Source organism: Streptomyces sp. NBRC 109706 (assembly GCF_000974485.1).
In the GTDB taxonomy this organism is placed as follows: domain Bacteria; phylum Actinomycetota; class Actinomycetes; order Streptomycetales; family Streptomycetaceae; genus Streptomyces.
In genome coordinates this window covers 152,230-172,715 of sequence record NZ_BBOM01000013.1, presented here as the reverse complement: position 1 = coordinate 172,715, position 20,486 = coordinate 152,230, and the positions used below count along the sequence as shown (strand labels likewise).

General features: G+C 72.6%; 19 protein-coding genes. 10 read left to right on the top strand and 9 right to left on the bottom strand.

The features are described from left to right. The first annotated feature begins 53 nt into the window (after window positions 1-53). A complete protein-coding gene (locus AOM46_RS29425; protein ID WP_062217239.1) occupies window positions 54-254 on the top strand; it encodes a DUF397 domain-containing protein in 201 nt (66 codons plus the stop codon). Here AOM46_RS29425 and AOM46_RS29420 read toward each other — a convergent pair. Continuing rightward, entirely contained in the window at window positions 235-1,527 is a 1,293-nt protein-coding gene (locus AOM46_RS29420; protein WP_062217235.1) for a helix-turn-helix transcriptional regulator, read from the bottom strand. The genes AOM46_RS29425 and AOM46_RS29420 overlap by 20 nt on opposite strands. 187 nt (window positions 1,528-1,714) lie before the next feature. Between AOM46_RS29420 and AOM46_RS29415 the strand changes: the two genes are divergently transcribed. From AOM46_RS29415 to AOM46_RS29400, 4 genes are all read left to right on the top strand, one after another. Continuing rightward, complete coding sequence (locus tag AOM46_RS29415) at window positions 1,715-2,176, top strand: hypothetical protein (protein ID WP_062217232.1); 462 nt, start codon at window positions 1,715-1,717, stop codon at window positions 2,174-2,176. 106 nt (window positions 2,177-2,282) lie between these two features. After that, window positions 2,283-3,062, top strand: coding sequence for a class I SAM-dependent methyltransferase (locus AOM46_RS29410; protein WP_078857313.1), 780 nt, complete (start codon window positions 2,283-2,285; stop codon window positions 3,060-3,062). Between the two features lie 153 nt (window positions 3,063-3,215). Further along, window positions 3,216-3,872, top strand: a complete 657-nt coding sequence (locus AOM46_RS29405; protein ID WP_234314107.1) for a protein kinase — start codon at window positions 3,216-3,218, stop codon at window positions 3,870-3,872. 204 nt (window positions 3,873-4,076) lie between these two features. Then, the gene (locus tag AOM46_RS29400) at window positions 4,077-4,823 is read left to right on the top strand and encodes a methyltransferase domain-containing protein (protein WP_062217229.1); all 747 of its coding nucleotides are present in this window, start codon (window positions 4,077-4,079) and stop codon (window positions 4,821-4,823) included. Window positions 4,824-4,884: 61 nt separating this feature from the next. Here the strand turns inward: AOM46_RS29400 and AOM46_RS29395 are convergent, their stop codons facing one another. The 3 genes from AOM46_RS29395 to AOM46_RS29385 are packed head-to-tail and all read right to left on the bottom strand — an operon-like array spanning window position 4,885 to window position 7,774. Beyond that, the gene (locus AOM46_RS29395) at window positions 4,885-5,856 is read right to left on the bottom strand and encodes a phosphotransferase family protein (RefSeq protein ID WP_062217226.1); all 972 of its coding nucleotides are present in this window, start codon (window positions 5,854-5,856) and stop codon (window positions 4,885-4,887) included. 11 nt (window positions 5,857-5,867) lie between these two features. Further along, on the bottom strand, window positions 5,868-6,782 hold the full coding sequence (gene murQ, locus AOM46_RS29390) for an N-acetylmuramic acid 6-phosphate etherase (protein ID WP_062217222.1): 915 nt from the start codon (window positions 6,780-6,782) through the stop codon (window positions 5,868-5,870). 47 nt (window positions 6,783-6,829) lie between these two features. Beyond that, window positions 6,830-7,774 carry a MurR/RpiR family transcriptional regulator gene (locus tag AOM46_RS29385; RefSeq protein ID WP_062217218.1) on the bottom strand — a complete coding sequence of 315 codons (945 nt, stop codon included), beginning with the start codon at window positions 7,772-7,774 and terminating at the stop codon, window positions 6,830-6,832. 114 nt (window positions 7,775-7,888) lie between these two features. Here AOM46_RS29385 and AOM46_RS29380 point away from each other — a divergent pair, with 114 nt between their 5' ends. The 3 genes from AOM46_RS29380 to AOM46_RS29370 all read left to right on the top strand — a co-directional run bounded on the left by AOM46_RS29380 (window position 7,889) and on the right by AOM46_RS29370 (window position 9,919). Then, a complete protein-coding gene (locus AOM46_RS29380) occupies window positions 7,889-8,254 on the top strand; it encodes a hypothetical protein (protein WP_062217451.1) in 366 nt (121 codons plus the stop codon). Further along, window positions 8,251-8,517 carry a DUF4031 domain-containing protein gene (locus AOM46_RS29375; protein WP_062217215.1) on the top strand — a complete coding sequence of 89 codons (267 nt, stop codon included), beginning with the start codon at window positions 8,251-8,253 and terminating at the stop codon, window positions 8,515-8,517. The genes AOM46_RS29380 and AOM46_RS29375 overlap by 4 nt, the downstream gene beginning before the upstream one ends. 169 nt (window positions 8,518-8,686) lie before the next feature. After that, a complete protein-coding gene (locus AOM46_RS29370) occupies window positions 8,687-9,919 on the top strand; it encodes a Cmx/CmrA family chloramphenicol efflux MFS transporter (protein ID WP_234314106.1) in 1,233 nt (410 codons plus the stop codon). Here AOM46_RS29370 and AOM46_RS29365 read toward each other — a convergent pair. Together AOM46_RS29365 and AOM46_RS29360 are read right to left on the bottom strand one after the other, a co-directional pair. Further along, entirely contained in the window at window positions 9,905-10,591 is a 687-nt protein-coding gene (locus tag AOM46_RS29365) for a hypothetical protein (RefSeq protein WP_062217208.1), read from the bottom strand. The two genes, AOM46_RS29370 and AOM46_RS29365, sit on opposite strands and share 15 nt — an antisense overlap. 30 nt (window positions 10,592-10,621) lie before the next feature. Further along, entirely contained in the window at window positions 10,622-12,676 is a 2,055-nt protein-coding gene (locus tag AOM46_RS29360; RefSeq protein WP_062217205.1) for an ATP-binding domain-containing protein, read from the bottom strand. Between the two features lie 263 nt (window positions 12,677-12,939). Here AOM46_RS29360 and AOM46_RS33605 point away from each other — a divergent pair, with 263 nt between their 5' ends. Then, entirely contained in the window at window positions 12,940-13,953 is a 1,014-nt protein-coding gene (locus AOM46_RS33605; protein ID WP_062217202.1) for a hypothetical protein, read from the top strand. A gap of 7 nt (window positions 13,954-13,960) precedes the next feature. On the opposite strand, the gene AOM46_RS29350 is transcribed toward AOM46_RS33605, so the two are convergent. The 3 genes from AOM46_RS29350 to AOM46_RS29340 form a co-directional block, all read right to left on the bottom strand. Next, window positions 13,961-15,625: a DNA repair helicase XPB gene (locus tag AOM46_RS29350; protein ID WP_062217198.1), complete on the bottom strand. Its 1,665-nt coding sequence runs from the start codon at window positions 15,623-15,625 to the stop codon at window positions 13,961-13,963. Between the two features lie 125 nt (window positions 15,626-15,750). After that, window positions 15,751-16,581, bottom strand: a complete 831-nt coding sequence (locus tag AOM46_RS29345; protein WP_062217195.1) for a M23 family metallopeptidase — start codon at window positions 16,579-16,581, stop codon at window positions 15,751-15,753. Window positions 16,582-17,031: 450 nt separating this feature from the next. Further along, window positions 17,032-17,886, bottom strand: a complete 855-nt coding sequence (locus AOM46_RS29340) for a helix-turn-helix transcriptional regulator (protein ID WP_062217192.1) — start codon at window positions 17,884-17,886, stop codon at window positions 17,032-17,034. Between the two features lie 187 nt (window positions 17,887-18,073). On the opposite strand from AOM46_RS29340, the gene AOM46_RS29335 reads away from it, so the two are divergent. Next, window positions 18,074-20,482, top strand: coding sequence for a helicase-associated domain-containing protein (locus AOM46_RS29335; RefSeq protein ID WP_062217189.1), 2,409 nt, complete (start codon window positions 18,074-18,076; stop codon window positions 20,480-20,482). Window positions 20,483-20,486: the final 4 nt, after the last annotated feature.

The window sequence follows — 20,486 nt, the reverse complement described above, 5'->3', positions numbered from 1 at the left end:
CCTGGGCAGCCGCATTTGCAGGAGTCCTCTGACGAGAGAAGCGAGGTGCGCGGATGCGTTATGACCTGCCCGAGCGAGGTTGGCGGAAGTCCAGCTACAGCAGTGGTGATGCCGGCGAGTGCGTGGAGGTCCAGCTGACTCATGATGGCCTGTTGGCGGTCGGCGACAGTAAGGATCGCGGCTTGGGCGCGTTCACCTTCGCCCCGGCGGCCTGGTCCTCGTTCGTCGGCTCGGTTAGGCGCGACCGGGGCTGACGACGGTGCGCAGTTCGCGGACGCCCGTGACATGGGGGTGGCGTTCGGCCAGGTCGTGGACGATGTCGCGGATGGCTGGGCGGTCGTGGACCTCGGCGGGGCTGGTGCGGTAGGCCGACAGCAGCTCGCGTGCCGCCTGTTCGGGGCGTTGCCATGCCCACCAGGCGCGGGCCAGGTCGGTGCTCATGCGCGCGCGGCGCTCGGCCGTCGGGAACTGCTCGGGGCGCAGGTGTCGGCCGGCTTCCAGGGCCGCGCCGGCGTCGCCCAGGGCCCAGTGGATGCCGACGGCATAGAGGTCGACGGAGGCGGGGGTGACGACAAACAGGCGCCCCGGTGGGGCGGTGCTCGGCAGCCGACGGGCGGCGTTGTGGGCCTCCTCGGTCATGGCCAGTGCGCCGGCGCGTTGGCCGCCCCGGGCGGCGGTGTAGGCGAGGGTGCAGAGCAGTTGGGCGTAGGCGGAGGCGTGGGCGTCGGTGCGCAGGCCCGTGGCTTCGACGTCGGCGGCGGCCGTGGTCAACAGGCGTTGGGCCGCGAGCGCTTGGTCCTGGTGGCGCAGGACGATGGCCAACTCCCGGGCCGCTGCTGCCGCCGCGAGCGGGGAGCCGGACACCTCGGCCCAGGTGCGGGCCCGGTCGGCGGTCAGTCGGGCGCGGTCGTAGCGGCCCAGCTTGACCAGCAGGGCGGAGGTCAGGCTGTAGACGGTGGAGAGTCGGGCCCGGTCAAAGTCGCCGCGTGTCCCTGCGGCAGCGTGCGCGTCGGCGATGAGCCCGGGGAGTGCGGCGAGCAGCCGATGGTGGGCTCCCGAGTCGTACAGACCTCTGGCTCTGACCAGCCGCGCGTCGAGCGCTGCCGCGCCGGGGGTCGCGGGCGGGGGCTCGGCCAGTGCCTCGTCCAGTCCGGCCATCAGGGCGATCGGACCGGCTGCCACCGTAGCGGTGATCAGCGAGCGGCGGCGCATGGGGTCCTCCTCGACGGCATGATGATGGGTCGTCACCATAGCCGCCACCGGGATGGCAGAGAGGGGCGGTGCGAGAGAAGTCGCGAGGATGTGTCGGGGCATTCCGACCTCCAGTGCGGCGCGCTGGACCAGGGTCAGATCCGTAATTCGGGTCCGACGCTCCAGACGGGACATCGTGGCCGCCGAGCAGCCCAGCCGGGCGCCAAGCGCAGCCAGAGTCCATCCGCGATGTTCGCGGCCGAGCCTGATCAGCGCCCCAGGGGTGCGTTGTTCGGCTAACGCACGCACCTTCGGGGTGCTCCAGAAAGGGTCCATGGGCAGAGGCCTCCCATGCCACACGACCGGGGTTCCACGGTAGGCGCTCGGAACTGGTCCGTCGAGCGGCGTTGCAGGACATGCAAACGCCTTGCAGAGTCGGAGAGTTGACTGCCGTTTGGGCGGCCGAAGCGGTGTCCTGGACGCGTCGCCCCGATGCGCGGGGCGTTCACCCATCGGAGGCAGCATGTCAACCGTAGTCAGTGTGCAGCCGACCAGTTCGGGGACGGTTCCACCGCGCCCCGCTCGCGAGGTCGTTCCGGACCCGCTGTGGGACAAGCAGGTGGCGCTTCTCCAGCGCGACTATCCCTACGACTCGGTGATGGCGACCCGTGTTCTGGGCCAGGGCTATGCCTATCTGTTGACCGCGATGGCCCACCGGGGCGAGCGGCTGGGGCTGGCACCCAGCAGCCTCGTCGACATCGGTGTGCACACGATCATCCTCGACACCGTGGCCTATGCGGAACTGTGTAATCGGTTCAACGAGGGCCACTTCCTGCACCATGTGCCGCTGGTGGAGTTCAAGGACGACGGGTCCGTCGCGCGAACCGCACGACGCGTCGCCGCCGACGGCTGGGAAGTCGACCTCCCGCTGTGGGTTGACGCCGCGAAGTGTGGGCCGTGCCGCCCCGGTAATGACTCGCACTGACCGAACGGTCTGATGGTGCTCCGGCCCCTGGCCGGCCAACCAGGGGCTAGGCATCCTCTGGCGAGTTTCTGGCGAACTCGCCCCTCGTCGCGTCGAACCGGCGAGGATGGGGCGGGTGACCACCACCTCCGCCACTCTCGATCTCTGGTATCACTACGGCCGCAGGCGGGCTGCCGTCGAGCGTGGTGTGCCGGAGGACTTCCGTTGGGCTTGGGTGCAGGATGTGCAGGATGCCGGGCCGGGGGCGGAGGTGTTGGGGGATCTGACCGGCTTGTGCGTCGCCGACCTGGGCGCCGGGGCCGGGCGTCATGCCGCGTACCTGGCCGTCCGGCACCGACCGGGGAGGGTCGACGCGGTTGACGCCTCGGCCGCGCAGCATGCGATGGCGCGTGATCTGTTCGCTGACCGCGTGCCGTGTCTGCGGCTGGTTCACGCGGACGTGGTGGCCCATCTGCGGACCGCACCCGGGGCCTACGACGTGTTGTTCAGCGTGTTCGGGGCCCTGGACTTCACCGACCCGCGTGACCTGCTGCCCTTGGCGGCGGCCGCCTTGCGGCCCGGGGGGCGGCTGGTGTTCTCCACCCTCGCGCACTATCCGAGCGGTGAGCGGGCCGAGGCCGACGTCACGCATGCGGACGTTTCGGCCAGGGGGCCGAACGGCGAGCCCGCCACGATGCGCCGCTGGGTGCTGCGGGAACACGTGTGGGTCGGACTCCTCGAAGAGGCTGGCTTCGCCGACATCGACGTCGAGGTGCTGCCCGCATCGGCCGAGAGCGCGCCATGCGCGCAGGGGGTGGCGACGCTGCTGCTGTGCGCTCGTTCGGCGCCGCATGATGGTGAATGCTGGCCCGGTCACCCGAGTACCGAGTGCTCTCCGAGGACCTGAGTGACGACCAGGCCCGATCCCGGCCCGGGGTTCCGGGAGGTGATTCGCCTCTATACGGGGCCCGTCTCGCGTGTGGAACCCACGGAGCGGGGTTTTAGCGCCGATGTGACAGCGGTGGTTTCCGGGGGAGCCGGGCGGTTCTTTGTCAAGGCGATGCGGAAGCGGTCCGATGGGTGGCACGAGCAGCTTCTCCGGGAGAAGGTGATCAACCCGTTTGTCCGGACTCTGGCCCCGGAATTGCTGTGGACGGCCGAGGACTCGGAATGGGTCGCTCTCGGCTTCGAGTCTGTGGAAGGTCGCAGGACGGACTTCCGCTTGGGCTCGGGAGATCTGTCGACGGTCGTCGAACTCGTCAACCGGATCGGCGAGTTGCCGTTGCCGGAGGTCGCCCGGGATTGGCGGGAGACCCGTTGGGACTGGTGGGCGGATCGGGGGGCGCCGGAGCTGTTTGTGGGGGACACCCTTCTGCACGCGGACATCAACCCGAGCAACCTGCTGATCGGGCCCGACCGCTGTTGGGTGGTGGACTGGGCCTGGCCGACGCGGGGGGCCGCCTTTATCGATCCGGCGATGATGGTTCTCCAGTTCATCGGTGCGCGGCATCCACCGGCCGTGGCCGAGTCCTGGGCGAAGGGCTGCCCGGCGTGGACGGAGGCCGATCCCGAGGCGATCGACGCCTTCGTCGTCGCCTACGCTCGCCTGAACCGGGACCGGGCGCTGCGCCGCCCGGAGGAGCCCTGGCTCGAAGCCATGGCCGTCGCCGCCGAATCCTGGGCCGCCCACCGGGGGCTGACCATCCACTACTACTGAGCGGAGTGTTACTCTCGACCGCGCGGTGGTCGATTGGGCTGCCGTGGAGATCGTTTCTGAGGTGAGCTGATGACTGTCCTGGAGGCCGCTGCCGTAGGCAGCGCTCGGGTCGTCCTCATTTCTCTGGCCTCGTCCTGACGCGTATCCGCCGTCTGCTTCCCTCGTGCGTGGCGTTTGGGAGGGGCCCTGTCTCAAGGATCTCCCATGGATCTTCCTCGCATTTTCACCATTCGTGAGAGCGGTCACCGCATTCACAATCCGCTGACCGACGAAAAGCTCGCCACTCTGGGGCGGGCGCTGCGACTGCCCCCGGGGGCGCGGGTGTTGGACCTGGCCAGTGGGTCGGGCGAGATGTTGTGCACCTGGGCGCGTGAGCTGGGCTTCACCGGGACCGGTGTGGACATCAGCACGGCCTTCACCGAGCAGGCGCGGGCCCGGGCCGTCGCGTTGGGGGTCGCCGACCGGGTGGAGTTCGTCCACGGGGACGCCGCCGGGCATGTCGCCGACCGGCCGGTCGATCTCGCCGCCTGTGTGGGGGCCACCTGGATCGGGAACGGCGTCCCCGGGACGGTCGAACTGCTCAGCCGCAGTCTCCTTCCCAGTGGGCTGATGCTGATCGGCGAGCCCTACTGGCGTCGGACGCCGCCGGACGAGGAGGCCGCCCGGGCCTGCCATGCCGGCCGGCTGAGCGATTTCCTCGTGCTGCCCGAGCTGATCGGGCGGTTCGGCGACCTCGGCTATGACGTCGTGGAGATGGTGCTGGCCGACCAGGACAGCTGGGACCGCTATGCCGCGGCCCAGTGGCTCAACCTCCGGCGTTGGCTCGACCGGAACCCGGACGACGAACTGGCGCCCGAGGTGCGGGAGGAGCTGACCACCGAGCCGGCGCGGTACGCGCGCTATACGCGGGAGTATCTCGGCTGGGGGGTCTTCGCCCTGATGAGGCGCTGACCCCGGGCTTCGCGCGGGGGCGGGCGGCGTGCCGTCGTCCGTTCCCGCGCGGGTCGGTCGGTCAGGAGGTCAGCTCGGCCAGGGTGGTGAGGGCCGCGTCGAGTTGGGGGGCCACCGTGTCCTGGGCCCACTCCAGTTGGCGTCGGGGGTAGGCGCGGGGGGCGCCCTCGGTGAGCATGATCAGGTACAGGTAGACCTGGTAGAGGGCGAGGCGGGCGAGGGCGGTGTCGTCCGTGGGGAGCGTTCCGCCGGCGGATGTGTAGCCGGCGAGGAGGTCGGGGTCGCCGAGGGGGTCGGCGAGCAGGTTGAGGGAGACCAGCTCGGCCAGCGGGTCGCCCCAGAAAAGCCGCTCGCCGTCGATCAGGGCGCTGATCTCGCCGTTGTGCAGCAGCACATTGCCCTGCCAGAGGTCGAAGTGGACCGGGGCCGGCGTGCCGACCTCGTCCAGTGCGGGGGCCGCGGCCGTCGTCAACGTGCGTATCCGCGCCAGCGGGTGCGGGAGGGGCGCACGGTAGCGTTCCGCGTCGTGGAGGAGCGCGGCGAGCATCGTGGTGAACGCCTCGCGCCAGCCGTCGGCCATCGGGATCGCGCCGCCCGGGTAGCCGAAGCGGGGGCCGGGGATCCGGTGCAACCGGGCGACACAGGAGCCCAGTTGGCGGCGCAGTTCGGCGGTGGTGTCGGCGTCGAGCGCGGTGCCGGCCTCGTTCCAGGGGCGGCCGGGGCGCTCGGTCATCAGCATCCCGGAGGGGTCCGCCGCGTCGAAGAAGACCACCTCGGGCACGGGGGCGGCGTGGTGCTCCCCGGCTATGCGGTAGAACTCGGCCTCGCCGCGCAGCAGCCCCCGTTCATAGGTCATGGCCGGTGCCTCGGAGGGCGGGGGGAGCTTCGCGATCAGCACGCGGCCGTCGGCCAGGGTGAGGCGCCGGAGCGTGTTGTAGGTGCCGCCGCCCAGCGGGCGCGCCTCCCGGATGTCGGTGGGCAGGCCGGCGCGGTCGAGCAGGCGGGTGACGGGGTCGCGGTCGGGAGGGGGCATGACCCGGCACTCTACGAGCGTTCGACGGCCAGCCGGAGGGCGGCACGGAGATGGCCGTGGGTCTCGGTGAGGAGGCGGCGGGCGGTGGGGGCGTCCACATCGCCGAGGATGCTGAGGATGGCGTCCTTGACCTCGCCGCCGGTGGCGAGCAGCGCGTTCTCCACGGTGTCGGCCGGGGCGTCGGTGGCGACGGCGACGATCCGGCGGGAACGGTGCCGCAGCTTCTCGTTGGAGGCGCGGACGTCCACCATCAGGTTTCCATAGGTCTTGCCGAGCCGGACCATGGTGATGGTGGAGATCATGTTGAGCACCAGCTTCTGTGCGGTGCCCGCCTTCAGCCGGGTGGAGCCGGCGATCAGCTCGGGGCCGACGACCACCTCGATGCCGTGGTCGGCCGCCGCCGCCAGGGGGGAGTTGGCGTTGCAGGAGACGCCGATGGTCAACGCGCCGACATCGGCGGCGTGTTCGACGGCGCCGACCGCGTAGGGGGTGCGGCCGGAGGCGGAGACGCCGACCACCACATCGTCGGGGGTCAGCGCGAGGGCGGTCAGGTCCTCGGCCGCCAGCTCCTTGCTGTCCTCGGCGCCCTCGACGGCCGAGATCAGGGCCGTGGGCCCGCCGGCGATCAGGCCCACCACCTCCTCGGGGGAGGTGTTGAACGTCGGCGGGCATTCGCTGGCGTCCAGCACGCCGAGCCGGCCGGCCGTGCCGGCGCCGAGGTAGATCAGACGTCCGCCGCGTGCCATCCGGTCGGCCGCCGCGTCGATCGCGGTGGCGATGACGGGCAGCTGTTCGGCCACCGCCTCGGGGACGCGGCTGTCCTCGGCGTTCATGGCGCGGGCGATGTCGAGCGTGGACCGTCGATCGATATCGGCCAGATCGGGGCGGTGTGCCTCGGTGGTGAGGGTGTCGAACTCCGTGGACATGCGCGGGCGGCTCTCCGTGCGAGGGGCGGTGGTCGGCGGGGTGCGGGTCAGCGTTCGCGGGGGTGGTGGCGGTGGGCGAGCGCTTCGTAGCTGGCGTGCAGGGCGGGCGCGGCCGTCTCGTAGGTGCGCTGGGCGACGCCGATGAACAGGCAGTCGATGACGAGGAGTTGGCTGGTGCGGCTGGACATGGCGGCGGGCCGCAGCTCGCTCTCCCTGGCCGTCGACGTGGTCAGCACATGGTCCGCGTACTGGGTGACCTCGCCGTCGGGGCGGCCGGTGATCGCGATGGTGATGGCGCCGTGGTCGAAGGCAGCCTGCAGCGGCTCGATCACATCGACCGTGCGCCCCGAGTGGGTGATGGCCACGGCCACATCGCCGCCGCGCAGCTGGACGGCGTTGGTGACGGCCAGATGGGGGTCGGTGTGGGCGTGGGCGATCAGCCCTATCCGGAGCAGCTTCTGCGCCAGGTCCTGGGCGACCAGCGACGAGGCGCCGATGCCATAGACGTCGATGCGTCGGGCCTCGGCCAACGCGTCGACGGCGGCCTCCAGTTGGGCCAGATCCAGGGCGCCGGCGGTGTCCGTGAGGGTCTGCCGCTCGTCCTGGGTGAGCTTGGCGACCACCTCGCTCAGCGGGTCGTCGACCGATATGTCGGCGGTGACGGCGGGGGCGGCGCCCGACGCCTGTTGGGCGGCGAGGCCGGCCAGCGCGAGGCGCAGATCGCGGTAGCCGGGGTACCCCAGCAGCCGGGCGGTGCGGACCACCGTGGCCTCGCTGGTGCCGGTGCGTTCGGCGAGGGCGGTGACGGTGAGCGCGGCGCAGCCGGCGGGGTCTCTGGCGACGGTCTCGGCGACGCGCTGCATCGAACGGGTCATGGAGGGCGCCATGGTGCGGACCTTCGCCGCGAGGGCCCCCGGCTCGGGAGGTGCGGGTCTCGGCGCGACGGCGACGGGTCGGGTTCTTCCGGGTCGCCGGGCGAAATTTTCCTTCATCGCTAGCCTCACAGGTGAAACGTATTTTCGACGGAGAGTCGCGTCAAGCCCCCCGGGGGCCGGTCGGCCCTGGGCGGTTCGGGAAAGCCACCGATCTCTGGTCCAATGGTCAGCATGGAACAGCCAGCCACGGAAGAGGCCATCAACCGGGGTCGTGCCGTGGTGCTGGCCGACCTGGCGGCGGACGGGGTGGCGGGCCCCGAGGAGGTCTCCCTCCTGGAGCAGGCAGTCTCGCACCGTCGTTGGTGGTCCGAACAGTGGCCCGCCGGCGCCGCGTTCGTGCCCGGGCTGTTGGCGCAGGACATTCAGGACGCGCTGTTGGAGACCAGGGGCCGCTGGCCGCTCTGTCCGCTCTGCCCGGCGGACGACCCGCACGCGCTGGATGTGGAGCCGGAGCTGGGCGAGGATCCGCACTGGGTCTGCCCGGTGACGGGCACGGCGGTGGCGCCGGTCGGAGGGCTGGCGGGGGCCCGGCGGTGACGATCTATATCGACCCGCCGACCTGGCCGGGACACGGTCGGATGTGGTCGCATCTGGTCAGCGACAGCTCCTATGCGGAACTGCACAGCTTTGCCGCCCGATTGGGCGCACCCCGTCGGGCCTTCGAACGCGACCACTACGATCTGCCGGCGGAACGTTACGCCGAGGCGGTGGCGCTGGGCGCCGTGCCGGCCGACAGCCGCCGGCTGGTGCGGCTGCTCAACGAGTCGGGGCTGCGCCGCCGCAAGCGCGCCCGGGCGTGAACGGCGCGCCGGGCGTTCGCGGCGCGCGCCCGGGGGCGAACGGCGCGCGCCCGGGGGTGGGCGGTGTGCCGCCATGGGTCCGGGCGCCCAGGAATGGGCACCGGCCGGGCGTTTGTTGAGATAACCCGTGTCTTCCTCCGCTGCCGCGCCGCCCGCCGACCGTTTTCGGTTGCCCACCGCAGTGCTGGTCATCGGGGCGGCCGTATTCGCCCTGGGGACCAGCGAGTTCATGCTCTCCGGGCTGCTGCCCGAGGTGGCCGACGATCTCGATGTCTCCATCCCCACCGCGGGACTGCTGATATCCGCCTTCGCTATCGGCATGGTGGTCGGCGCCCCCGTGCTGGCCGCCGCCACCCAACGGCTGCCGCGCCGACTGACCCTGGTGGTGCTGCTCGCCGTCTTCGGCGTCAGCCATCTGGCGGGCGCGCTGGCGCCCGGCTACGGCGTGCTGTTCGCGACCAGGGTGGTGAGCGCGCTGGCCTGCGCCGGCTTCTGGGCCGTGGGCGCCGCCGTGGCGATCTCCCTGGTGCCGGTGGGCGCGCGGGCGCGCGCCATGGCGGTGCTGCTGGGCGGGTTGAGCGTCGCCAATATCGCGGGGGTGCCGGGCGGCGCGGTGCTGGGGCAGCATCTGGGCTGGCGGGCCGCGTTCTGGGCGGTGGCGCTGCTGACCGCGCTCGGCCTGGTCGGGGTGCTCCTCTTCGTCCCCGGCACCCGGCCGCCGTCGGCCGCCGAGCGGGTGCCGCTCCGCACGGAGCTGCGGGTCTACCGGGAGCGGCGGGTGTGGCTGGCGATGGTCACCACCGCGCTCTTCGCGGCCGGCACCTTCTGCTTCTTCTCCTATCTCGCGCCGCTGCTCACCGAGGTGACAGGGCTCGGCGAGGGCTGGGTCCCCGTGGTGCTGGTGCTCTACGGTTTCGGCGCGCTGATCGGCACCTGGTTCGGCGGGCGGCTGGCCGACGCGCATCTCTTCGGCACCCTCTACGCGGGCCTGGCCGCCGCAGCCCTGGTGCTCGCCCTGCTGGCGCTGACCGCGCGCCAGCCGGTGGCGGCCGTCACCCTCTCCGGGGTGCTCGGCCTGGCGGCGTTTCTCTGCGGTCCCGGGCTCAACGCCCGGATCTTCAACGTGGCCGGCGCGGCGCCGACCCTGGCCGGGGCGACGGCGACCGCCTCGTTCAACGCGGGCAACACGCTGGGCCCCTGGGCCGGCGGGCTGGTGATCAACGTGGGCCTCGGCTATGTCTGGACGGCCTGGCTGGGCGCGCTGCTGCTGCTCGCCGCGCTGGTCGGCGCCTGGCTCCAGTCCAGGGACGAGACCCGCTCCTCCGTCGGCCGACGGGTCGCCGGCGGTGGACGGCGGGCGGCCGCGCCCGAGCCGACGAGGGCCCCGTCAGCCGGTGAGTAGCGACAGCTCGCCCCGCAGGTTGAACCGCGCCGTTCCGGCCCACCGCCCCGCGCCGTGCGCGGTGTGGAACAGCCGGGGCAGCGCCAGGAGTTGGCGCAGCACCCGGGCCCGTCCGACGGCGAAGTCGGCGTCCGACACATGCCCGTACTCGACGCGGACCGCCGCCGCGTAGGACGCGTACTCGTCGGGGGAGCCGGCCAGCACCGCCAGATCGGCGTCGCAGAGCGCGGCCCCGTCGGCGTCCCCCTCGGCCGGATGGTGGCCCGCGGTGAGCCGCACCAGGCGGGCCACCTCGGGGCGGCGCGGCGATTCGGGCAGCAGCGTCTCGGCCAGTTCGGCGCTGCGTTCCTCGTTGTCGGCCGCGCGCGGATCGTAGACCGCGTCATGGAACCAGGCCGCCAGCTCCACCGCCACCGGATCGTCGGCGACGCCGGCCAGCTCGTCCAACCGGGCCAGCACGAACCGCAGATGGGCCACGGTGTGGTAGCGGCGGTGCGGTTCGGCCCAGCGCTCCAGCAGCCGGACGCCGACCGCCCGCCCACCGCCGTCCGGCAGCGCGGCATAGCGGTCCGCCAGATCGGCGTGGACGGAGGCGACGGACGCGGGGTCCTGGGCGGGGTCGGGGTTCCCGGGGCGCTCGGGGTTCTCGGGGGGCTCGGGGGAGGTGGCCATGGCGTCATTCTGCCGCCGGGGCCCGTCGGATCAGTCCAGCTCGTCGGGGAGCGGTCTGGCGTGTACCACGGTCAGGCCGGAGACCGCTCGGGTCAGCGCCACATAGAGCCGGCGGAGCCCGGTGCGGCGGTCCGGTTCGCCCTCGATGACGGCGTCCGGCTCGTCCAGCACCACATAGTCGTACTCCAGACCCTTGGCCAACGATGCCGGGACCAGGGTCAGCCTGACCTCGGCGCTGGTCTCCTGCCCCGGGCCGACATGCGGTAGACCGGCGGCGGCCAGCGCGGCGGACAGGGCCGGCAGCCGGTCGTCGGCCGCGATCAGACCGGTGGAGCCCTCATGGGTCAACGCCTCCCGGCAGGCGTCCAACGTCGCCGCGTCCAGTTCCTCCTCGGCGACCCGGCGGACCGTCAACGAGCCGGCGGCCTCCCGGATCGAGGTGGCCTCCGTCAGATCAGGTGCGATGGCCGGCAGCAGCCGGGACGCGTAGGCGATCACCTGGCGCGGCACCCGGAAGCCCTGGGTCAGCTCCTCCACATGCGCGCCCGGCTTGCCCAGATGGGTCAGCGCCTCCGCCCAACTCCTGGTCGCCCAGGGGGTGGTGCCCTGCGCGATATCGCCGAGGATGGTCGCCGAACCGGTGCCGCAGCGGCGGCCGACCGCGCGGTACTGCATGGGGGAGAGGTCCTGCGCCTCGTCCAGCACCACATGGCCCAGCGAACCGGTCCGCGTCACCAGATCGTTCGCCTCGTCGATCAGCACCGCGTCGGCCGCCGACCAGCGGGCGGTGCGGATGCTGCGCGGCGGCTTGGCCCGGAGGACGGCCCGCTGCTCCTCGGGGGTGAGGATGCCGTCGGCCTGCTCGGCGAGGAACGCCGCGTCGGAGAGCAGCCGCAGCACCAGCTTCGCCGGGTGGACGGTCGGCCAGATCGCCTTGACCGCCGCCTTGACCGCCGGATTGCGGGCCACCGCGTTCTGCACCCGGTCGTCCGGCGCCTCGCCCGCCTGCTCCATCCGCACCAGCACCAGATGCGCGATCCGCTGCGGCAGCGCCTCGCCCGCCGCGCCATAGCGCATGTCCCTGGCCAGCAACTCCTCGACGATCTCCGTCAGTTCATAGGCCGGGATGCGCCAGCGCCGGGAGCCGCGCACCACCATCACCGGCTCCGTCGGCAGTGTCACCCCGGCGCGCACCGCGCGGCGCAGCACCTGTGCCATCCGCGCGTCGCCCTTGACGGTGGCGGCCCGCGCGTCGTCCGTGCCGCTCACCTCGACCTGTCCGACCAGCTCGTCGACGGTGGCCTGTTTGACCTCAAGCTCGCCCAGAGTGGGCAACACCTGCTCGATATAGCGCAGGAACGACCGGTTGGGACCGATCACCAGGGTGCCGCTGCGGGCCAGCCGCTCCCGGTGCGCATAGAGCAGAAACGCCACCCGGTGCAGGCCGACGGCGGTCTTCCCGGTGCCGGGGCCGCCCTGCACACAGACCGTCTCGCCGAGCGCGCCACGGACGATCTCGTCCTGTTCCGGCTGGATGGTGGCCACGATGTCGCGCATCGGGCCGACGCGCGGCTTCTCGATCTCGCGCTGCAGCAGCGCGCTGCCCCGGTCCTCCTCCGCCGGATCGGTCAGATGCTCGTCCTCGTAGGCGGTCAACTCCCCGCCCTCGTAGCCGAATCGGCGCCGCAGCTCGACATCCATCGGGTCCTTCTTCGAGGCCCGGTAGAACGACTGCGAGATCGGCGCCCGCCAGTCGATCACCATCGGATCGCCCGAGGCGTCGTGCACATGGCGGCGGCCGATATAGAAGCGGTAGCCGTGCTCGCCGTCGGTGTCCACCCGCCGGTCGAAGTCCAGCCGGCCGAAGAACAACGGGGTGTCCGCCAGATCGGCCAGTGCCTTGATCCGCTGCTCCATCTCGCCGGCCAGCACCTCGGCGTTCACCCAGTTCGCCGTGACATCGCTGATGTCCAGGGACTCGGTGTGCTCGCGCATCGCCCGCAACGCGGCGCGGGATTCGGCCAGATGGGCTCGTTCCGCTTCCAGCGGGTTCGAGGACGCGGCGGACGAGGGATGGGTGGACACGGCGAAGCCTCCGGGATGCAGGGCGGCCGGCGGGTGCGGGCCAGTGGGTGGGAGTGCCGTCCGGTTGCCGTCCGGACAGCTCCTGCCCTGCGCGTCAGGCTCGGGAGGAGGAAGCACGGAAGCCTAGACGGCGCCCTCGTCCAGCCGCAAACTCATTTTTCCGGGGCCCGGCGGACGGGACGCCGGCGCCCGTCGGCCGGCGTATTGCGCGACTCCGGGTGACCGCCCATGCTCGGGGGAGGACGCGAGGGGGGAGCGGGGACATGGGGGAGAAGCGCGTACGGTTCGGCGTCCCCCGGTGGGTGGCCGGCGGCTGGGGGGTGGCAGCGGGCGTCGGGTTGACGGCGAGCGTTCTGGCGTTCCGCGAGGAACTGTCCACGCTGGGCACGGTCGCCGCGCTGCTGGGCGGTCTCGCCGGCTGGCGGCTGCTGGCGGCCTGGACCACCGGGACCACGCTGACCTCGTACGCGGTGCGCGAGCGGCGCCTCGGGGCCGAGGAACGGATCACGCCCTGGTCGGCGATCGAGGCCGTCGTGCTGACCACAGGCACCGTCCGGCTGCGCCAACGGGCCGGCGGGGAACGTCAACTGGCGGTGCCTAGACGGCTGTTCGGGCGCCGCAGGTTCGCTCGGGAGCTGACGCGGCTGCGGGCCGCCGTCGCCGACCACGCCGAGGACCTGCCCGTCCGGGAGGCGGACGACGCCCCGTCCCGGTGGCGGCGCCTCGGGCCAGGTTCCCTCGTCGTGCTGGCCGTCCTGGCGTTGGTCACGGTGGGCCTGCGCCGGGACGAGCCGTGGCACGCGCCCTGGTGGCCGGGCAGCGAGACGGTGGGCGCCCTGCCCGATGCCTGTGACCTGATCGAGCGCCATGGCGTCGAACTGCTGCCCGAGGACGCGTCGATGTCCGGCGACCCCGGCGTACCGTCGTTCCCCGGGGAGTTCCGCTACTGCTTCGCCGGCGGCCTCCGCACGCATGTGGAGCTGACCCTGCACCTCTTTCCCTGGGAGGGCCCGGACGAGCGGTCACCGGACGAACGGGCGCGCGCCTATGACGCGGAGTACCCCCTCGTGGACGGCGAACCGGAGGAGATCAACGGCCGGCCCTGGCTGGTGGCGGAGAGCCACGGCGAAAGCGTCCATGTCCTTTTCCTCCGCCAGCAGCGCGCCAATCTGATCGTGCAGGTCGAGTTCTCCCTGAGCGACGCGGAGATCGGACCCGACGAGCGCGCGGAGCTGGAACGGTTCGCCGAGCGGGTGGTGGCCGAACTGCACGGCTGACGGCGCGCTACGCGGGCCGGTCGTCCGAGGACTGGCCCTCCGAGGGGAGGTCGGAGGCGTCGACGATCCGGTAGGCGTAGCCCTGCTCGGCCAGGAACCGCTGGCGGTGCGCGGCGAAGTCCTGGTCGATGGTGTCCCTGGCGACCACCGAGTAGAACCGCGCCTCGTGCCCGTCGGCCTTGGGCCGCAGCACCCGGCCCAGCCGCTGCGCCTCCTCCTGCCGGGAACCGAAGGTGCCGGAGACCTGGATGGCGACCGTCGCCTCCGGCAGGTCCACCGAGAAGTTGGCCACCTTGGACACCACCAGCACCCGCACCTCGCCGGAACGGAAGGCGTTGAACAGCTGCTCGCGTTTGGCGTTGGTCGTCTCGCCCTTGATCACCGGCGCGTTCAACTGCTCGCCCAACTCGTCGAGTTGATCGATGTACTGGCCGATCACCAGGGTCTGGGCGCCCTCGTGCAGCCGCACCAGCTCCTCGGCGACCCGCCGCTTGGCGTCCGTGGTGGCGCAGAAGCGGTACCGCTCCTCCGGCTCCGCCATCGCATAGGCCAGCCGTTCCGACTCGCTCAGATCCACCCGCACCTCGACACAGTCGGCCGGCGCGATATAGCCCTGCGCCTCGATCTCCCGCCAGGGCGCGTCGAACCGCTTGGGCCCGATCAGCGAGAACACGTCCGACTCCCGGCCGTCCTCCCGCACCAGCGTCGCGGTCAGCCCCAGCCGGCGGCGGGCCTGCAGATCGGCGGTGAACTTGAAGACCGGCGCCGGCAGCAGATGCACCTCGTCATAGACGATCAGGCCCCAGTCCCTGGAGTCGAACAGCTCCAGATGCGGGTAGACGCCCTTCCGTTTGGTGGTCAGCACCTGGTACGTGGCGATGGTCACCGGGCGGATCTCCTTGCGGGTGCCGCTGTACTCGCCGATCTCGTCCTCCGTCAGCGAGGTGCGGCGCACCAGCTCCGACTTCCACTGCCGCGCCGACACGGTGTTGGTGACCAGGATCAGCGTGGTCGACGAGGCGGTGGCCATCGCCCCCGCGCCGACCAGCGTCTTGCCGGCGCCGCATGGCAGCACCACGACGCCGGAGCCGCCGTGCCAGAAGCCGTCGATCGCCTGCCGCTGGTAGGGGCGGAGCGACCAGCCGTCCTCGCGCAGCGCGATCGGGTGCGCCTCGCCGTCCACGTAGCCGGCCAGATCCTCCGCCGGCCAGCCGAGCTTCAGCAGCACCTGCTTGATCTGGCCACGCTCGGACGGATGCACCGCCACCGTGTCGTCGTCGATCCGGGCGCCCACCAGCGGCTGGATCCGCTTGGACCGCAGCACCTCGGTGAGCACCGGACGGTCGGTGGCCGTCAGCACCAGACCGTGCGTCGGATGCTTGACCAGGCTGAGCCGGCCGTAGCGGGCCATCGTCTCCGCCACGTCCACCAGTAGCGACTGCGGCACCGGATAGCGGGAGTAGCGCACCAGCGCGTCCACCACCTGCTCCGCGTCGTGCCCCGCCGCGCGCGCGTTCCACAGGCCGAGCGGGGTGACCCGGTAGGTGTGGATGTGCTCGGGCGCCCGCTCCAGCTCGGCGAACGGGGCGATGGCACGCCGGCAGGCCTCGGCCTGCTCGTGGTCCACCTCAAGCAGCAGCGTCTTGTCGCTCTGCACGATCAAGCAGGACACCCGTAATACCTCCGACACACCCGGAACCACGTCGCCCGTGGCGGGCGGCGTTCAGCTCTCCAGTGAAACACCTGTCGACGGGTGGTCGGGAGGTTACGGGCCTGCTCGGGGCTTCGACGGCCGGCTCAGCAGTCGGGGATCACCGTGCCGTTGTTGTCCCTGGCCTCGTCGTCGCCCCAGCGCGACAGGTAGTAGGCCGGCACATAGGCGCCGCGCCCGTTGCCGCCGGGGTAGGTCTCGTCCAGATCCGTCCGCAGCCACCAGGTGTTGTAGCCGTATGTGCCCTCGTACCGCGCGCCCGCGACCTTGCAGTAGACATAGTGGGTGCCCTGCAGAAGCCGGCCCTGCGGCGAGGCGGTCGAGGCGTCGGCATAGCCGTCGGTGGCGGCGAAGGTGTCCACCCAGTAACGGTCGGGGGTGCCGCCGCCGCAGCCGTTGTCGCTGGTCAGATACGCCTGGTAGTACGAGCCCGGGTAGGAGAGCGGCTGGCCGTTGATCACGATGTTCTGGCCGACGCCGTTGAGCAGCTGCTCGTAGTGGATATGCGATCCCGACGAGTTCCCGGTGGTGCCCGTGGTGCCGATCTGCTGGCCCTGGGCGACGGAGGCGCCGTTGGGCACCGAGTAGGTGTCCAGATGGAAGTAGTACGTCTGCCAGCCGCCACCGTGGTCGACCACGATGTACTGGCCGGCGCCGCCCGGCTGGTTGTGCCGGGTGGCGGTGCCGGCGGCGGAGGCCAGCACGGGCGCGCCATGGGTGCCGCCGCCGTCGGACCTGATGAAGTCCAGGGCGCGGCGCACCTCGGCGGAGTGGTGGCTGTAGGTCCACTGCTGCCCACAGGGGAACGGGGCCTTGAAGCCGGGCGCCGCCGCGTTGACCGCGAGCGCGGAGGGAACGGTCAACAGGCCGGCCAGCAGCGCGAACACGGCCAGCGCTGCGACCCGAAGGGAACGCATCGAGGATCCTCCCGACATCGGTCGACTGAGGCACGTGACACATGGGCACGCACCCCGCCCATCTACCCGCGTTGCGCCTGCGGCATGCGCGGGCGCGCTGCGCGCGGAGCCCGGCGCGCAGAGCGCGCCGGGCACGGGCGCGCGGCGAGGGGACGGGGGACGGGTCTTGGGGCGACGCCCGGAGCGGGGTGCGCTGCGCGCGCGGCGGTGGGGGTGATAGCCGTTCGGTGGAGCCCCGGGCTTGGTCGGGGGTTCGCCGTTTGGTGGTGCTGGACTGGCGGGCCGGCTTGTCTGTCGTCCGGTGGGGGTGGGGGTTCGCCGTCCGGCGGGGCCGAGTTGTTTCCGGCCCGTGGGGCCGTGGCCGCCTCGGCGCGCTCTGCGCGCCGGGCTGGCCGCGCCGCGCCGCTGCGTGCTTCGCGCAGCGGCGCGGCGGCGCCCGCCCGGGAGGGGCTACAGCGCGCGGGCGATGTGGTGGATCAGCTGACGGGACTCGTCCGGGGCCAGGGAGCGGCCCGTGGCGCGGCTGAAGAAGACACGGTAGTGCGCCAGTTGGTCATCGGCGCCGAGCAGGCCGCCGCCCGTCGGACCGTCCACCATGATGGTGTCCAGCTGGGGGACCACCCCGTGGACATAGAGCATCGGCTGGGTCACCTCGTAGAAGTCCTCGTTGGTGAACGGGATCACCCGCAGCGTGACCCCGGGCCGCTCGGACGCCTCCATCAGCGTCTCCAGCTGGTGTCGCGCGACCTTCCGGCCGCCGAAGCGCATGTGCAGCGCCGCCTCGTGGAGAAAGACGGACAGCGGCGGCGGGTTCTCCCGGTCCAGCACCACCTTGCGGCGCATCCGGTGCCGCACCCTGGCCTCGACCTCCCGCTCCGACGGCTCCGGCAGGCCGCCCCGAAAGAGCGCCCGCGCGTAGTCCTCCGTCTGCAGCAGGCCGGGAACGGTCACGGTCTGCAGGGTCTGCATGGCCACCGCGTGATGTTCCAATTCGGCCACCGCGAGAAACTGCGAGGCAAGGGTGCCACGATATTCGTCCCACCAGAACTGGCCGCGATGTTCCCTGGCGATGGCGCACAGCGCGTTCAGCAGCGGTTCGTCGGCGCAGCCGTAGAAATCGGCCAGCTTTCTGATGCGGTCCTCGCTGACCCCGATCCGCCCCGACTCTATGTGGCTGATCTTGCCCTGGTCGGTGCCGAGCATGGCCGCCGTCTCCCGCGCCGTACGCCCCGCCGCCACCCGCAACTTGCGCAATTCCGCGCCGAGTCGGGCCTGTCGGGCGGTGGGATTCTCCCTCGGCGGCATCGTGCATCGGGTCCTTCCGTTGACTGGTTTCCGAGTGTGCCGCGCGGGTACCTCGACAGTCCACTCGCAGTTCGAGTCGCCAAGCGCACGGTTGCTCCGGGGCAAAACTGCAACAAAATCGGTTTGGCACCCTCCTGGGCGTCCCGAGCCATGTCTCCTGGGCCGGACTGGCGCTACGGTTGGCAGGATGACCAGCGGTTCCACCGACAGCCCCCGTACCCTCGCCGACGAACTGCGCGCGCGTTCCGACGAGGAGCTGTCCGAGCTGCTGCGCGCCAGGCCGGATCTGTTGTCGCCGCTGCCGGGCGACCTCTCCCAGCTCGCCACCCGCGCCGGCGCCCGCCCCTCGGTGCTGCGCGCGCTGGAGCATCTGGACACCTTCACCCTCCAAACGGCGGAGGCACTGGCCATCGCCGAGCGCCCCTGTTCGCAACACGCGCTGGGCGCACTGCTCGCCGGCGGCGAGCACCGACTGCCCCAGGCGCTCGCCACGCTGCGCGCCCGGGCCCTTCTCTGGGGCCGGCCGGACGCCCTGCGGCTGGTGCGCACCGCCCAGGAGCTGCTGGCGCCGACCCCGGGCCGGCCCAGCGCCACCGGGCTCGGCCCGACGCTCGCCGAGACGACGTCGGGCATCGCGCCCAGCCGGATGCAGCAGCTGGTCGCCACCTGTGGGCTGCCGCCCACCCGCGACCCGGTGAGCGCCGTCGCCGCGCTCACCGCGCTCTTCCGGTCCCCGGAACGGCTGGCCGCGCTGCTGGCCGAGGCCCCGCCCGGCGCGCGCGCCGCCCTCGACCGGCTGACCTGGGGCCCGCCGTTCGGCACCATGGGCAGCGGCGCCGAGGCGGCCCGCCCCGGCACCCCGCTGCGCTGGCTGCTGGACCGTGGCCTGCTGATGCCGACCGGGCCCGGTTCGGTGGTGCTGCCCAGGGAGGTCGCGCTGGAGCTGCGCGGCGGCCGGGCACACCGCGAGCCACGGCCGGAACCGCCCCCGCTGACCGCCGGGACCACCCACGCCCCCGAGGCGGTGGACGCGGCCGCTGCCGGCGCGGCGCACCGCGCCATCGACACCGTCGAGGAGCTGCTGACCTCCTGGAACGCCGAGGGCCCCCCGGTGCTGCGGGCCGGCGGCCTGGGGCTGCGGGAGCTGAAACGGATCGCCGTCGATCTCGACGTGCCCGAGCCCGAGGCCGTTTTCTGGCTGGAACTCGCCTATGGAGCCGGTCTGTTGGCCTCCGACGGCGAGGCGGACGAACGGTATGCGCCGACCCCGCGGTTCGACGCCTGGGTGGAGGCGCCCACCGGGGACCGCTGGCTGCCGCTGGTCACCGCCTGGCTGGCGAGCACCAGGGTGCCCGGGCTGGTCGGCACCCGCGACGGCAAGGGCCGGCTGCTGGCCGCGCTCGGCACCGGGCTCGACCGAGGCGCCGCGCCCGCGCTACGCCACCGGACGCTGGAGCTGGTGGGGGAGCTGCCGCCGGGCGGCGCCCCGTCCCCGGCCGCCGTGCTCGACCGGCTGGCCTGGGAGCTGCCGCGTCGGGTGCACGAGGAGACCCGGGCGCAGCTGTGCGCGGCCACGCTGGCCGACGCCGAACGGCTCGGCGTCACCGGGCGCGGCGCGTTGGCCTCGTTCGCCAGGCCGCTGCTGGCCCAGCCGCCCGATCCCACGGCCGCCGCGCTGCTGCTCGCCCCGCTCTTCCCCGAACCGGTCGAGCAGGTGCTGCTCCAGGCCGATCTGACCGCCGTCGCGCCGGGGCCGCTCCGCCGCGATCTGCGCGCCACGATGGCGCTGGCCGCCGAGGTCGAGTCGACGGGCGGGGCGACCGTCTACCGCTTCACGCCCGGGTCCATCCGCCGTGCGCTGGACGCTGGTTGGAGCACCGGGGAGCTGCACGCCTTCCTGGCGCGGGTCTCCCGCACGCCGGTGCCCCAGCCGCTGGACTATCTGGTGGACGATGTCGCCCGCCGCCACGGGCGGCTGCGGGTCGGCGCCGCCACCAGCTATCTGCGCTGCGAGGACGAGACGACCGTCGGCCAGCTGCTCGCCGACCGCGGGTTCGCCGCGCTGCGGCTGCGCCGGATCGCGCCCACCGTGCTGGTCTCCGACCTCGCGCCGGACGTACTGCTCGCCAGGCTGCGGGAGTTGGGCCAGGCGCCGGCCGCCGAGACGGCCGATGGCGATGTGGTGACGCTGGGCGGCGAGGCGCACCGCGCGCCGGAGCGCACGCCGCCCGCGCCGGCGCCCGACACCCCGCCGCCCGCCGACGAGGCGCTGCTGTCCACGGCGGTGCGCGCCGTGCGCGCCGGCGATCACGCCGCCGGCGGCGCGCCGGAGGCGCCGCCGGGCGCCAAGGTGCCGGAGGCCGTCGGCCCACCGCCGCGCACCTCACCCGACGAGGCCCTGACCACGCTGCGCGCGGCGGCGGCCTCGGGCGGCCTGACCCATATCGGCTATGTCGGCTCCGACGGCACCGCCAGCCACCAGGTGCTGGCCCCCGTCCGCGTCGCCGGCGGCTTTGTCACCGGCTTCGACCACACGGCGCGGGAGGTCCGCACCTACCCTCTCCACCGCATCACCGGCGCCGTCCCGGCGACCTGACCCG